The 16,019-nt window shown below is 44.8% G+C and carries 5 protein-coding genes and 4 pseudogenes; 4 read left to right on the top strand and 5 right to left on the bottom strand.

Annotated elements, in window-relative coordinates; all coding sequences use genetic code 11:
• From QUA38_RS20095 to QUA38_RS20105, 3 genes and pseudogenes are all read left to right on the top strand, one after another.
• Positions 1-144, top strand: a pseudogene (locus QUA38_RS20095) (photosystem II D2 protein (photosystem q(a) protein)); the annotation flags it as partial.
• A 156-nt stretch (positions 145-300) separates the two neighbouring features.
• Positions 301-1,680, top strand: coding sequence for a photosystem II reaction center protein CP43 (psbC, locus tag QUA38_RS20100; protein ID WP_333039523.1), 1,380 nt, complete (start codon positions 301-303; stop codon positions 1,678-1,680).
• 551 nt (positions 1,681-2,231) lie between these two features.
• Positions 2,232-6,089 carry a GAF domain-containing protein gene (locus QUA38_RS20105; protein ID WP_333164817.1) on the top strand — a complete coding sequence of 1,286 codons (3,858 nt, stop codon included), beginning with the start codon at positions 2,232-2,234 and terminating at the stop codon, positions 6,087-6,089.
• Between the two features lie 73 nt (positions 6,090-6,162).
• Here QUA38_RS20105 and QUA38_RS29450 read toward each other — a convergent pair.
• The 5 genes and pseudogenes from QUA38_RS29450 to QUA38_RS20135 form a co-directional block, all read right to left on the bottom strand.
• A pseudogene (locus QUA38_RS29450) lies at positions 6,163-6,728 on the bottom strand (transposase).
• Positions 6,729-6,747: 19 nt separating this feature from the next.
• Entirely contained in the window at positions 6,748-7,107 is a 360-nt protein-coding gene (locus tag QUA38_RS20120; RefSeq protein ID WP_333164819.1) for an IS630 transposase-related protein, read from the bottom strand.
• Positions 7,108-7,405: 298 nt separating this feature from the next.
• Positions 7,406-13,420 (bottom strand): response regulator, encoded by a 6,015-nt coding sequence (locus tag QUA38_RS20125; protein WP_333164822.1) that lies wholly within the window; start codon positions 13,418-13,420, stop codon positions 7,406-7,408.
• Between the two features lie 250 nt (positions 13,421-13,670).
• Positions 13,671-14,684: a PleD family two-component system response regulator gene (locus QUA38_RS20130; RefSeq protein WP_333164823.1), complete on the bottom strand. Its 1,014-nt coding sequence runs from the start codon at positions 14,682-14,684 to the stop codon at positions 13,671-13,673.
• A gap of 514 nt (positions 14,685-15,198) precedes the next feature.
• A pseudogene (locus QUA38_RS20135) lies at positions 15,199-15,377 on the bottom strand (IS701 family transposase); the annotation flags it as partial.
• A 160-nt stretch (positions 15,378-15,537) separates the two neighbouring features.
• Between QUA38_RS20135 and QUA38_RS20140 the strand changes: the two are divergent.
• Positions 15,538-16,019, top strand: a pseudogene (locus tag QUA38_RS20140) (hypothetical protein); the annotation flags it as partial.

The following is a 16,019-nucleotide window of genomic DNA, read 5'->3' on the forward strand; positions in this document are numbered from 1 at the left end:
GCTGAAGATCCTGAGTTTGAAACGTTCTACACTAAGAACATTCTGCTTAACGAAGGCATTCGTGCTTGGATGGCTCCTACGGACCAACCTCACGAAAACTTCATCTTCCCTGAAGAAGTTCTGCCTCGCGGTAACGCACTTTAAAAAAATCAGGATTTGGATTTCCGATTAATTTAGTTTTTTTAAATTAATCTGAAATCCAAATCCCTATTCCCCGGCGCAGGCGCGGTGATACCGTGCCCTACTAGGGAACAAAAAAACCCAAAATCCAAAATCTAAAATCGTTGGAGGTTCTACCGGGTGGTAACGCTCTCTAATTCCTACGCAAGCGGTCGCGACCAAGAATCCTCCGGGTTCGCTTGGTGGTCTGGCAACGCTCGTTTGATCAATCTCTCCGGCAAACTGCTGGGCGCACACGTCGCTCACGCTGGCTTGATCGTGTTCTGGGCCGGTGCAATGACTTTGTTTGAAGTCGCTCACTTTATCCCAGAAAAGCCCATGTACGAACAGGGCTTAATCTTGATGCCCCACATCGCGACTTTGGGTTGGGGCGTCGGCCCCGGCGGTGAAGTTACGGATATCTTCCCGTTCTTCGTAGTCGGCGTTCTTCACTTGATTTCATCTGCTGTTCTCGGTTTGGGCGGCATTTATCACGCCGTTCGCGGCCCAGAAGTTCTCGAAGAATACTCTTCGTTCTTCGGCTACGACTGGAAAGATAAGAACCAGATGACCAATATCATCGGCTACCACCTGATTCTGTTGGGATGCGGCGCTCTGCTGCTGGTAGCTAAGGCCATGTTCTTCGGCGGTGTCTATGACACTTGGGCTCCGGGCGGCGGCGACGTGCGTATTATCACCAACCCCACTCTGAATCCGGCTGTGATTTTTGGCTACTTGGTACGCTCTCCTTTTGGTGGCGAAGGCTGGATTGTCAGCGTCAACAACATGGAAGACATCATCGGCGGTCACATCTGGCTTGGCCTGATTTGTATCGCTGGCGGTGTTTGGCATATTTTGACCAAGCCTTTCGGTTGGGCTCGCCGCGCCTTAATCTGGTCTGGCGAAGCTTACCTGTCTTACAGCTTGGGCGCTTTGTCCCTGATGGGCTTCATCGCTTGCTGCTTTGTCTGGTTCAACAACACTGCTTACCCCAGCGAATTCTACGGCCCGACAGGTCCGGAAGCTTCTCAAGCGCAAGCTTTGACCTTCCTGATCCGCGACCAACGCTTGGGTGCTAACGTCGGTTCTGCACAAGGCCCCACTGGTCTGGGTAAATACCTGATGCGCTCTCCTACTGGCGAAATCATTTTCGGCGGTGAAACGATGCGTTTCTGGGATTTCCAAGGCCCTTGGTTGGAACCCTTGCGCGGTACTAACGGTTTGGACTTGAACAAAATTAAGAATGACATTCAGCCTTGGCAAGCTCGTCGCGCGGCTGAGTACATGACTCACGCTCCTCTGGGTTCTTTGAACTCTGTGGGCGGTGTGGCGACTGAAGTTAACTCGTTTAACTTCACTTCTCCTCGTTCTTGGCTGTCCTGTTTCCACTTTGTGATGGGTTTCTTCTTCTTGGTCGGCCACTTGTGGCACGCTGGTCGCGCTCGCGCGGCTGTCGCTGGCTTTGAGAAGGGTATCGATCGCGAAAATGAAGCGGTACTTTCTATGCCAGACTTAGACTAATCGATCGAATTTATTTCTGATTTGACTGTCTAGTTGAAAAAGGCTCCTGCTTAACGCAGGAGCTTTTTTTGATCTAATATCTGGAAAAAGCTGCCGATTGTCGATCGACAGTTCTCCGAACCCCTTAGCAGCAGATACAATCCTATACGTAGAAACCCGGTTTGTGAGTTAACCTGTTGAATTCAATGCTGTTTCTTTCCGTCAGGTCGTTCCTCAGCGAGCTTTTGCATCCAGGACGGAGATATTTCGGTGCTACCTTTATCGGTGGCTGTGAATGACTCTACAAGTCTTGAACATTGACAATTTTAATCCGTTGGGGTAGAGAGCTTGCAAGCCAGGCTCTACAAAGTTTATATTTAAAGTACAAAAGTTTTAATCCCACACAATTAAAAGTGGTAATTTGAAGGCAGATCGCTACAGGTGCACAACTAATCGACCATTGCCCTCAGGATATTTATATTTTATTAAATGGCTGTGCTTGCCGATTTTTTTAACAAGCACAAAACTTTTGGGGCGCTTACTGTTATTGCTAGGAAAGCAAAAGATTAATAATGGACTCATTAAAGATCGAAAATGTCAAGGTGACGTTCGATCGAGCAAATTTGCTCGAACGCATCGCCAACCGCATTCGCCGCTCTCTAGAACTCCCCGAAATTCTGAGCGCAACAGCAGCGGAAGTTCAATCCTTTTTGGGAACAGACAGAGTAAAAATCTACAAATTTCATAGCGACGGTAGCGGTGAAGTGATTGCCGAATCAATTAACGGCAACCGCTTGCCCTCCCTATTGGGCCTCCATTTTCCAGCAGACGATATTCCCCCTCACGCCCGCGAACTGTTCGCCCAAGTACAGGTGCGATCGATCGTCGATATAGATTCCGGGCAGCTAGGCCAAAGTCCGCGCCGCGAGGCGGTTTCGGGCGAACTGCTGCCCGACGAAATGCGCTTTCGTGCGGTTGACCCCTGCCATGCTGAATACTTGACTGCACTAGGGGTCAAGGCTTGCTTGGTAGTACCAATTTTTCACGGCGAAGAATTCTGGGGGTTGTTGGTATCTCACCACTCCGAGTCCCGGAGTGTGACAGAAAACGAACTCCAAGGCGTTCAGATGGTGGCAGATCAGCTCGGCGTCGCCATAGCCCAATCAACCCTCCTCGCCCGAGCGAGGGCGAAAGCTCAACAGGAAGCTGCCGTCAACCGCGTCGCCACAGCCCTTCACTCCCAGCCGGCGATTGAACTCCAAACAGCTTTGGTAGAATCGGTAGCAGCACTAGACGCCGCCGGCGGCAGGCTGTGTATTTTCGCCACGCCATTCATTTCCGAAAGCAGCAAGGTTACGAATCTAGTTCCCTATTCGGATAACTCGAATCGAGAACTCACAGTCTACACTTGTGGCTCAGGGCCGAAGATGGGAAGTTCCGCAAAATACCCCCAGGTTGAGCAATACAGCGTCTGGCACGAATATTTTAAATCCGGCGAGCAACAGGTTTGGGCAATTCCCGACCTGTACCAAATTAGCAGTTTGAGAAGCCTGCAACCTGCATTTCGATCGACCAAAATTCGCAGTATTTTAATCGTACCGCTCAGAACCCGCCAGCAAATATTCGGTTACTTGACCATTTTTCGAGAAGAATTTGACACCGAAACTCTCTGGGCGAGACAGTTTGATAACGACGGGCGGCTCGCCCAATCTCGCATATCTTTTGAAGCGTGGAAAGAGTCAAAAACTGCCCAAATTCGTGAATGGACAATAGAAGAAATTGAATCAATCCAATTTTTTGGAACCCACTTTTCTAATGCTATTAACCACTACCAACTCGATCAACAAATAGAAGAACTTAACACAAATTTAGAAAATCAAGTTCAAAAGCGCACCGCTCAACTACAGCAGTTGACCCAACAGCAGCGAGTGCTGTTTGAAGTGGTCGCAAAAATGCGGAAATCCCTCGACTTGAACAAAATTTTTAGCACGATGTGCCATGAAGTGCGGCGCGCTCTAAATGCCGATAGAGTGGCGGTTTACCACTTCGATTTCGCATCAGAATTTAACTATGGTGAATTCGTTTACGAAGATGTTTTGCCAGCTTTTGTGTCAGCAATGGCAGTCAAAGTGCACGATCGCTGCTTTGGAGAAAAGTGTGCCAATCTCTACTCTCAGGGACGAGTTCACACAATGTCCGACATTAGACAAGCCGGACTGCAAGATTGCTATGAGCAACTATTAGAGCAATTTCAGGTCAAAGCTAGTTTAGTTGCACCGGTGATGAAAGGCAAAGACCTTTGGGGCTTGCTGTGCGTACACCAATGTTCGGCTCCCCGCAACTGGGAATCTTCCGAAATTAAGTTTGCTACCCAAATTTCCGTTCAGCTCAGCATCGCTTTAGAACAAGCAGATTTGCTCGCTCAAACTCAGCAGCAAGCAGTTGAGTTGCAGCGGGCAGCAGAGCAGGAAAGAATACTGTTTGAAGTAGTTGCTAAGATTCGAAAATCTCTCGATTTAGATACAATTTTTAGCACAACAACTACCGAATTACGGCGAATTTTAAATGCAGATAGAGTTGGAATTTATCGTTTCGATATGAGTTCAAAACTTAATGAAGGCGAATTTATTACCGAAGATGTTTTGCCTGATTTTCCTTCAGCAATGGATGTGAAAGTTCGCGATATTTTTTTTGGAGAAAAATATGCAAATAAATACAGCCAGGGACGCATTCAAGTGCTGCCTGATATCGAAAGTGCGGGACTCTCCGACTGCCACGCTGCTCTTTTAGCTCAATTTCAAATAACAGCTCAAGTGATTATACCACTGATGAATGGCAGCGAACTTTGGGGTTTGCTGTGCGTGCACCAGTGCGGCATTTCCCGCAATTGGAACAGTTCGGAAATTCAGTTTGCTACGCAAGTAGGGGCTCAATTGAGCGTAGCATTAGAACAAGCAGATTTGCTTGCTAAAACGCGGCAGCAAACTATCGATTTGCAGTGGGCGGCCGAGCAACAGCGGATACTGTTTGAAGTGGTAGCCAAGATTCGAGAATCTCTCGATATCAACGCAATTTTTAAGACTGCAACCCAAGAAGTTTGTCAGTTTATGCAAGTTGATAGAATTGCGGTTTATCAATTTTATCCTGATTGGAGTGGCAATTATGTTGCCGAGTTTGTGAAAGATGGCTGGATAAAATTAGTAGGGGAAGGTATCAGTACGGTTTGGCAAGATACTTATTTGCAGGAAAACCGAGGGGGCAGATATGTTAATAACGAAACTCTAGCTGTTGACGATATCTATCAAGTTTGTCACTCGGAATGTGTTGTCGGTATTTTAGAGAAATTTCAAGTGAAGGCTTATGCGATCGCGCCGATTTTTGTAGGACAAGAACTTTGGGGTTTGCTGACAGCGTATCAACATTCTGAACCCCGCTGTTGGGAAAGTTCAGAAGTTAACTTTTTAGCTCAGATTGCCAATCAGTTAGGTGTAGCTATTCAACAAGCTGATTTGCTGGCTCAAACCAGACGCCAAGCAGCACAAATCGCTCAAAGTTTAAAGGATTTGCAGCACACTCAAGCTCAATTGATTCAAACTGAAAAAATGTCGGGTTTGGGGCAACTAGTAGCCGGGATTGCTCACGAAATTAACAATCCGGTTAATTTTATTTACGGTAATCTCAATCACGCTAGTGAATATACTGCTAGCTTACTGAGTTTGCTGGAACTTTACCAGCAGCAATATCCCGATTCTTGTGCTGAAATAGACAAATTGAGTGAAGATATTGACTTGGATTTTCTGCTAAAAGATTTGCCCAAATTGCTATTGTCAATGAAGGTGGGATCCGATCGCATCCGTCAAATAGTTATCTCGTTAAGGAATTTCTCTCGTCTTGACGAAAGTCAAACGAAGGCGGTTGATATTCACGAGGGCATTGACAGCACACTGTTAATTTTACAGCACAGGCTGAAATCTAATACGGACAGTGCAAACATTGTGCTACTAAAAGAATACGGCATTTTGCCTGTAGTTGAGTGTTATGCAGGACAGTTGAATCAGGTATTTATGAATGTAATTGGCAATGCAATCGATGCTTTAGAATCGCACAAGTTGCTCGCTGGTCAATCTGTAGTTCCTCAAATTAAAATCTCTACTGCTGTCGGTCAACTTAATGATACTGTTCTTAGCGCGGTGATTCGGATTTCTGACAACGGCCCGGGAATTGCGGAATCTATGAGAAAACGCATATTTGACCCTTTTTTTACCACTAAGTCGGTGGGGAAAGGTACAGGATTGGGGCTGTCAATTAGTTACCAAATTGTGGTAGACAAACACGGCGGCATTTTAAAATGCAATTCGGAACTGGGGAAGGGTACTGAGTTTGTCATCGAGATTCCACTTCGACAGCAACCAGCAGTCATTACTCATTAGTCATTATTGTAAAATCTTGCCAACAGTCAACAATCACAGAGGCTGCAACCAGAATATACAGCGTATTCCAGGTTTATGAAGTACAGTAGCAGCAGCTTGTAAACCAGTTTTTGAAGTGCTTAGTATTCACTCCTTCAAGCGCAGTAGCCAGTAAAAGATCAACCATCTTAGTAGTGGTTGGCGAGAACTGACGTAAAAAAGCTTTCAGTTGTGACCACCATAATTCTATCGGATTAAAGTCGGGAGAATAGGGTGATAAATTGAGGAGAGTGGCGCCAGCAGATTCAATCAAGGGTTCAATCGCCGCCAGCTTATGGGCTGGGAGATTATCCAGAACAACGACTGCACCTTTCCATAAATTTGGACTAAAAAGTGTTCAATGAAAACGGAAAATGCCTTGCCATCCATCCACCCATCTAGGGTCATTATTGCTACTACTTTTTTAAAACTTATTGCTCCGACAACTGTGGTTTTTGCACCCCGATAAAATGGTTTTAAGTCGTAGACTCTACTACCACATTTTGAACGTGCATGGGTTCGTGTTAAACCCAATAAAACGCCTATTTCATCCCAAAAAACGAGGTTTTCAGTGTCAATTTTTTTCACTTTCTCCCAATATTCATACCTCAAATTTTGCACTTTTTCAGTGGCAGACTGGCTACTGCGTGTAGTTTTTTTTTCGCGTCAAATGCTGTTTTTTTAGTTCACGACACATCATGCTAGGGCTGATAGCTTCCTTGTAGTTCATAAGCCAATATTCACAGTATCCTGACAACGTGCTATCCGGATATTTTTCTACCATCTGGGTCAATTCAGTTGTGCGCGAGTGTAACACGCTTTTAAGGCTTCCGCCCTGTTTTCTAGGTTGAACATGACCAGTCGTTTGTTTTTGTTTTAAGATTTTTTGAACAAACCCTTTACTCACATCAAATCTGGCGGCTACTTTCCTAATTGATGTATCACCTTGTTCATAACTTTTAACTATTTTTTCACGAAATTCGCTCGAATAAGGTTTCATTTTTTTCGATTATGTACTCAATACAGTGTATCATATGTACATGGAATATGCTGTATATAGTTAATCTGTGTTTATCTGCCCTCATCTGCGGTGAAAAAAAGAGAATTTATGAACTGCAGATGACAAGGAATTGACGCTGATCAACGCCGATGAAAAGAAGGGATATATGAATAATTCCGATGCTAACAGATTTGGAATCAAGCTTGATCGTGGGTATGCGATCGCATAGCCGCCTTACGGCATCGCGTCTGACAGTTGCCTAAGTCCTGATGCCAAAAGAGGTTTATTTAATGGAGTTTCATAGATTACTTCCGCTCTTTTGTAGTTCTTGTTGGAGAGTATTCTTGACACGATCGTACTCACCCTCGATTTGAGCCAATAGGGTTGAGGCTTGATCTAGTTTACCAGAGGTACTCATGGCTTCCAACCTGGCACAAAGCTGGGCCAGAGGAGCCGCGCTTAGATTCGCACTACTGCCTTTGAGGGTATGAGCCACTCGCTTTAGGGTTGGAGTATCCGCTTGGGCGATCGCTAATTTCATAGCTTGTAGCAACTTGAGAGATTCCTCCAAGTAGCAGTTCGCCAGCAAGCTCACAATCTTGGTTGAATCTTCATCGATGCTGCTACAGAAGGCTTGCAGTTCTGCAAGGTTAACCGCTGGCATATCAATTTCTGGCTTGTTGCTATCTGATTCATCTTTTTGGGCCTGCTGCGATTCCGGGTTGGGTGGACACTGACTCAGTGCTTGGATGAGAGCCTCTACTCGAATTGGTTTACTGATATAGTCATTCATGCCGGCATCCCGGCAAAGCTCGCGATCGCCCTGCATGGCATTCGCCGTCATGGCAATAATTCGGGGACGAGCATGAGCCGGCCACTCCTCGCCTATACGACGGGTGGCTTCTAGCCCATCCATCTCTGGCATTTGTACATCCATCAGCACTACATCATAAGGCTGGCGATGCAGGGCTTCCAAGACTTCTAATCCATTGGCAGCAACATCTGCCCGGTATCCCAAACGCTCTAACAGCAGCAGTGCCACCTTCTGATTCACCAGATGATCTTCTGCTAACAGAATTCGCAGCGGGAGTCTCTGAGCCAATTTAATATCATCCTCAACAGAGCTAGGGGGTCGCTGTTGAACTTTTGTCGGTTGAGCTTGTAGTGCCTGAGTCAGCACTTCATAAAGCTGGGATTGTTTGATAGGTTTGCTTAAACAAGCCGCAAAGTGGGTCGAGAGTGCTGAAGAACTCCCTTCTGGTTTGCCCATTGAAGTCAGCATCACCAGTGGTAAACGATGGCACTTAGGAAGCTGATGGATTTCTGAGGCAAGTGTCAAGCCGTCCATCTTTGGCATTTGCATATCTAAAATAGCAACATCAAATGTTTCTCCACTCTGAAGCCAGTTGAGCGCTTCCACAGCCGATTGGGCAGCGCGAATCTCCATCCCCCAAGTCTGGGCTTGAAGCGTCAGAATTTGTCGGTTAGTGGGCTGGTCATCTACGATTAATAAACGCTTGCTAGATAGTTCTGGTAGCATTTCAATCGGTTCCGCTAACTCACTAGCAACAGCGGGTGCGACAATCGTGAAGTAGAAGGTAGAACCCATTGTGATTCGATGAGGCTCAGCGGCTTGCCATTTTGGGGAAGGGGTTCCTCCGACGTGACCTCGGGTCTGAACCCACATCATGCCGTTCATCATTTCACTAAGTCGCTTACTAATCGCCAGACCTAAACCTGTCCCTCCATACTGCCGAGTCGTCGAAGCATCTACTTGACTAAAAGATTTGAATAGTCGATCGAGCCGGTCTGTTGGAATGCCAATGCCTGTGTCTTGAATGGCAAACTGAATTTCATACAAGCTTTCGGGCAAGTTCCCTGGCTCAGAAATCGTTTTGTCAGAATCAACTATAGAGGCTTCCACGGAAATGGTAACTTCCCCAGTTTCAGTAAACTTAATCGCATTATTAAGCAAGTTAACTATAATCTGACGCAGACGGGTGACATCACCCAAAATCAACTTAGGAGTCTGAGGCTGGATCAGGTAGCCCAACTCAATCCCCTTCTCATCTGCTTTAACTGCAAGTTGGTCGATCGCACCTTCTATGCAATCTCTCAAGCTCAAGGGATGCTTTTCTAGTTCCAGCTTGCCCGACTCAATTTTTGAGAAGTCAAGGATGTCGTTGATGATGCTCAGGAGGGTATCCCCACTATTGCGAATCGTCTCGATAAAATCTCGCTGTTGAGCCTTGAGTTCTGTATCTAGCAGCAGTCCCGTCATGCCAATAACCGCATTCATGGGAGTGCGAATTTCATGGCTCATCATCGCCAGAAACTCACTTTTGGCTCGGTTCGCAGCTTCTGCTTCCCGTTTAGTTTGCTCCAGGGCAAAGTTTTTCAGAGTTAATTCTTCTCGTTGTTGAGTTTCTTGCTCTAGTAATTTGGCTTGAGCGAGAGCAATTCCTACTTGAGTCGCGACGGATTCTAGCAACTCCACTTGATCGGGAGTCCAACGACGGTAGCGATCGCACTGGTGCAAACAAATGGCACCATTCGCTTCTCCTTGGTAAGAAGTTCGCACTGCTAACATCGATCTTAATTTGAGACTGGTACAAATTGAATGAGTACAGGTGAGCAGTAAATCGCAGTAGACATCCGGAGAGGCGATGGCTTCATCTTGAGCCATCAACTGTTTTGTATAAGCAGGACTCGCGGCCAGAATGTCCTGCTCCTCGCTGGAGGCTGATCCGGGTGCTAGATACTCTGCAACAACAGGAAACTGAGGCGGTGGATTGTCCTGGTATGTGCGAATTAAGCAGCGACTGACCCCAAAAGCTTGCCCAATCTGAACAGCAGCCGTTTCAAATATCTGCTGAGCATTGAGGCTTTGACGAATTTCTTGGGTAATTTGCTTCAGCAGTAAGGCTTTTTCCAATTGTCGTTGTAGTGCTTCTTCTGCTTGCTTGCGATCGCTAATATCCTTCATGAAGCAGTGGTGCCCCACAAACACATTTTGCTCGTCATAAGCAGAGACCATCACCACTTGTTGATAGAACATCGTGCCATTTTTTCGCATCCCCTTGGCTTCCACTTCGACTCTGCCTTCTCTCAACATCTGCTGATAAACAGCCGCCATCTTCTCAACATCTTCAGGATGAACGGTTCTTGGCCATTCCATCCCTAGCATTTCCTCTGGCTGATATCCGCAGATGGCTGCATAAGTTTCATTAACGAAGATATAGCCTCCTTGAGTGTCGAGCCTAGAAATGCCTGCCACGGCATTTTGTAGCGCTGCACTCATTTGTTGCAGTTCCGCTTCGGCGCGTTTGCGATCGCTAATTTCAATCAGAATGCAACCCACTGCTACAGGCTGCTCTGCATCCTTGAAAATGGGGAAATGAGAAGTTAGCCAGTAGCGTTTGGCACCAGTTTGACTGGTTAATTCTGAACTCATTTCCAAGCTGATAGAAGGTTTTCCTGTCGTTAAAACCTGTTGTAACAGTGCATTTACACCAGGAGCAAACTCTCCCAAAATCTCATCGGTTGTCTTACCTAAATGAGCCTCCACAGAGTGGTCATTAATTTCAGCTAGTGCCTCATTGATTTGTAAAAATCGAAACTGCTGGTCGTATATACACAGCCCCACCCCTGCTAGGGAAGATCCTTTAAAGAAAGCATTCAATAATTGCTCTCTGGCTTGAATTTCCTGCTCTAACTGTTTGCGGTTAGTAATATCGCTGTGAGAACCAGTCATACGGACAACTCTGCCCGCTTCATCCGAAAGCGCTTGCCCTCGAGCCAAAATCCATTTGTAACTCCCATCCTTGCAAAGCACTCGATGTTCTGTAATATAAAAGGGAGTTTTGCCCTCAAAGTGCTCTTGAATTAGTTGCATCACCCAAGCGATATCATCGGGATGCACCCGCTTGCTCCATTCATGTAGGTGATTAGGGATTTCATTGTCTTCGTAGCCTAACATCTCTTTCCAGCGAGCCGAAAAGAATACTTCATTGGTGTTGACGTTCCAATCCCATACCCCATCATTACTACCACGTAAGGCGAGTTCCCACCGCTCTTCACTGGCTTGCAGAGCGACTTCTGACTGATGCCGTTCAATTTCACTACCAATCCATTGAGCCATCAGCTTCAGCAATTCCACATGGGCAGATTTAAAGCTGTCTGCACGGGGAGATGGACTAGAAAAGCTGAGAGTATTGTAAACTTTGCCTGCAACTAAAACTCGTGTTCCCATATAAGCTTCGATGCCAAGGGCAAAATAGGCAGAATGGTAACGCCATTTTGAGGTGCCTATATGTTGGATGGTTAGGGGTTCATCGGTGTCTAAAACTTCGCAGCACAAAGTTTGGTTAATATCAAAGGCATCACCTGGCTTTAGGACTCCATCGGGCGATCGCACAGCCATCACCTCATAACGATTATCTTGCACACGAGCCAAGATGCCACATTCAAGCCGAAAGGTCTGACATCCCATGTCAACCAACGCTTGGATGCGCTGCTCAAAAGTGAGATTTTGGGTAGCAGTGACTTCATATAAAGCTCGTATTGCCGCCTCTCTTGTTCTTAATTCAGCTTCGGCTTGTTTACGTCTCTTAATTTCAGCTTTCAGAGAGCGATTGATTTTGGATAATCTTTGCGTTCGTTCTTGAACCCGCTGTTCTAATGTAGCGTTGACGTGTTTAATTTCCATAAATTTTTGATTGAGTGCGATCGCCATCAATTGAAAATTGCTAGCAAGATCATTGATTTCCGTAACAGAGCTATGTTTCCATTCAAATGTTTCTTCTGAAAGCTTGTTGGGTAAGTCAGTGGTCGCACGAGCTAAATATGATAACGGCTTGACCAGTCGTTTGCTCACCACCCTTGCAAACAAAAATGCCAACATTGTGATGACGAGAAGAATAATCAGATCTATCTTGTAGCGATTTTGTAAATTTTCTACATAGGGAGCTGCTGGAATTTCTAAGCGTAATTTCCATTCCAGGTCTGGGGTAATCGTAAATTCCTGTATATATAGAGAGTTTTTCCAACGGATCATCGGATAGTTCCCCTTGCTAGGAACCCACTGCTGCAAGGTTCCCTCTAAAGTGCGAGTGCTGCCGTGCTTTGACTCTTGAACACTGGTCAACAGCTTTTGGTCGGATTGATTACTCGCAATAACTTGGTTGTTTTGATCGAGCAATGTAATGCGTAGTTGCTGATTGTTTTTCGGAAAAAAGTATAGATATTTGATCTGGCTCACTGCTAATGAACCATGGATCAGCCCAGTAAAATTACCTTCTACTTGCAGTGGCACATTCAATCCGACATGAGGTTCGTCGATTAATATATCTTTGTGGATAGGAGTAATCCAAGGTTTCAACGGCTCTTGAGCCAGGGTAATTAAAGATTTCTGTTCAGTAATTTGTTCTATCAACCGCCGAGGGGTTTGATTTAAAGGAGAAGAGGCAGCTAAAACTTTTCCCGAGGCATCGGCAATATAAATTTTGTCAAAATCTGGAAATAGCTGCTCGATCAGGCTAATGTTTCGTTGTAGTTGTTCGGATGATTGAATCGCTTGATTAGCAGCACTTGCACCTTCTAGAACGAGCGATTGTTCAGCTAATGTATTCAAAGCTAATAGATGTCGCTCATGCCATCTAGATACAGCACTACTGAGATTAGTCCCGTTTATTTGTAACTCAGTTCGCACAGTTGTCTGAATTTGAGCGACCCAGTATCTACCATCAAAAACCAATAGCAGCAGTGCTGGAAGAAAAACAAAAGCAACCAACAGATGAAAAATAGTTTGTTGTAAAGAGAGGGCATGGAGATGCTTTGAATGCCTAACCCACCGATGAATCGGCGCATAAGAAATGATTAAGCTGGCAACTAAGGCATTAAAAATGCCGTTAACTGCTTGTTTGCACATAACTAGCAGGACTTGAGCTGCCTCCATGTGCAGCATTTGACCGTAGAAAAGCCAAACGAGAGGCATTCCAATTAAAAACCAGTAAATCCCATCAAATAAAAGGAGGTTCGGATGTTGGCGCTTGCAAAGAAACCCTACAAATAGAGCCTCAATTACAAAAATAATTGTGGCGTATGGATGATTCCAAAGGACATAAGTATAGCTGCCTGCTATTAGACTAGCCAAGCCTCCCCAGCCCCAGCCGAAGTAGTAAGTAATAATAAGTATTGCAATACTGCCAAAGAGGAAATCAACCCCAAAAAAGAGAGACAAATTGAAATAGTTGCCCAGAAAACCTGCACCCGTAAGAAGGGCGATCGCACCAAACCATCTTTGATCACGCACTGAGCTAGCCCCTCCCATAAACTTCTAGAATCTGTACTTGCTGAATATAAACTAATTTTGATAAAAAATCGTCGTAGAGACACTCTCGTTCTATCCCTGACAGTTTCCCTGAATGTCGCACAACCGATTATTTAAACTTTAACATTTAATAATAAAATCAAGGCTTATTCATGCAGGGCTTGATATTAAGCTAAAATTTTAATAAATAATTATTCCCTATTAAGAGAAACATAGTTTTTATCATTATGATTTAACGGGTGAATTTATTAACTGTATGAACCTTGGTACAAAAAGTATTACGACCTTGATCTTTAGCTTCATAAAGTGCTGCATCAGCAGCAGTAATTAAATTTTCTAGTCGGAGCTCTTGGGTAGGAATCACACTGGTAATACCGAAGCTGAGCGTAATGTAATGACTGGGAGAACTCTTATGTACTATTGCTAAAGCTTGAATACGAGCCTGCATTTGCTTAACGATTTGGACTGCTCCCTCAAGCTCGGTATCGGATAAAATCACTACAAATTCTTCACCTCCATAACGTGCTACTAAATCTCCAGCTCGATTAATACTGCGATTGAGAGCTGCCGCAACTTGCTGTAAACATAGATCCCCTGCTTGGTGTCCATAAGTATCGTTATAAGGCTTGAACAAATCGATATCACACAAAATCAGTGACAAAGGAGTTTGCTGCCTCGTCATGCGTCGCCACTCCTCGTCTAGCTGTTGGTCAAACTGACGGCGATTGGCAATCTGAGTCAAACCGTCAATTGACGCTAGGTATTTTAATTGTCGATTGGCGGCTTCTAGCTGCTTGTAAAGTAGGGTTTGTTGCTGTTGCAAATGGAATTGCTGAATCAAGCGTCGCACTCTCTGTCCCAGAACAGCCCAGTGAATCGGCTTAGTGATATAGTCAGCAGCTCCCGCTGCAAACGCTCGATCGACAGATTCTTTGTCTTCTAAGCTAGTAATCATCAAAATAGGTGGGCGATCACTCTCAGGAACTTCAGATAATTTTTGACAATAAGCAAAACCATCCATAGTAGGCATCACTGCATCGAGTAGGATCAGGTCGGGATGTACTTCCTCATAAGCTGCTAACCCTGTCAACCCATCACTAGCTTCGGCCACTCGATATTTTTCCTTCTGTAAATAAAGTCGAAGTTGCAAACGAATCAAGGCATCGTCATCCACGATGAGAATTAGAGAGGACGGTTCCGTAGATGGGTTAGTCGAAATGGCTGACTCTTCTAATGATTGATACATACGTCATGGTGTACCTCAAGCTTTGGAAACATTCTAGCCTAGCATATTTTGAGCTTGGGATGGAAAGTGAAAAATTGGTCAATATGTCATAAATTATACACCACCTAAGCTGCCGCAACAAAATCCTAGGCAGCATCGGGTTTGTTAAACCAACAGCCACAGCCTACTTAAAATTTCTCGCTTTTTTTCGGGAATATAAAGTCTGGTAACTTGTGCTAATTTTTGTAAATATGTAATTATTTTTGGGGCATTAAACAGTTTTTACAACGTCAAGCGAAATTTGACGAACGATCGCTTCTTATCCCGCGATCGTCCGTGGGATCATATGCTATATTTCTCAAGTTCATTCAGGCTTTTTCAGGTGCATCAAATCCCTCCCTCATCTTTGAGCGATCATCCGAGCTATTTTTGGGGAATACATCTGATGGTCACATTATCGCGTATAGCTTCGCCCTTAGTTGAGTGTTTGTTCGCAACAGGAAGCTCTGACTGCAACATGGCATAAGCTTTGTTAAGAAACATCTACAGCGTTCTGCGCGACCTGAGATAGTTTTTTTCTCTCCTGTTTCCCAATAATCCCCCCAGATAGTGTCTAAACTCGTTTCTTTGGGCTTGAGTGAGGAACAGATCGTCACAGGATTGGCACCATCTTTCAAAGCATGGGGGCATAGCTATGGAAACTGTTTCTTTCATCCGATTCACTCAGCCAAGAGACTAGCATAAAAACCCTACCTTATATATCTTAGCTCTATTTCTCGCTCAATTTTGGGCTAAAGCCCCACTATTAAAAACAGAAGCTGTACTATTATAATCACTGCGAAACAGTAAATTACGTTGATGGAGGTCACTTACTATGGAAGTAGCACTGTCTAAGGTGGGAAATATGAGCGAGGCAACTTCCAATGCTCTTCAAAGTGCTATCGATGGTATGTTTAAAAATTGGAGTGGTTCTAACCCTGTCGTATCCTGGTTGATGAGTCACCCGTGGTGGATATCTTTAGGAATGTTGGTGTTATTTATATGGATTATCAAGAAGTTATTACAGGCTTTAGGTGAGTTTTTGGAAAAAGGATTGTTATTTATTCTGCAAATTCCTTTAAAATTTATGCAAGGGGTTTTGGCTCTCGGCTTTAAATCAGTAAGTAATGTCGCTGGAGTGGCCGTAAACTCATTGGTTTCAAAGAATCCCGAAGACAAAAAAAATTCAGCTTTACAATTGAGGGGAGTTGAAGTAAACAGTTTGGAGTCTCAGGAACGACTTGCTAATATTTTGACAAGGTTGGAGGCAATTCGACAAGAGCAGAATCAGCTTTTACAAGAAGCGTCGGCTATTTT

Origin of the sequence: Microcoleus sp. Pol12B4, from assembly GCF_036701385.1 — a bacterium.
GTDB lineage: Bacteria > Cyanobacteriota > Cyanobacteriia > Cyanobacteriales > Microcoleaceae > Microcoleus.

Excerpts from the sequence above, each read along its gene's own strand:
- QUA38_RS20120 (WP_333164819.1), bottom strand. The coding sequence starts at position 7,107 with ATGAAACCTTATTCGAGCGAATTTCGTGAAAAAATAGTTAAAAGTTAT.
- QUA38_RS20105 (WP_333164817.1), top strand. The coding sequence starts at position 2,232 with ATGGACTCATTAAAGATCGAAAATGTCAAGGTGACGTTCGATCGAGCA.
- QUA38_RS20130 (WP_333164823.1), bottom strand. The coding sequence starts at position 14,684 with ATGTATCAATCATTAGAAGAGTCAGCCATTTCGACTAACCCATCTACG.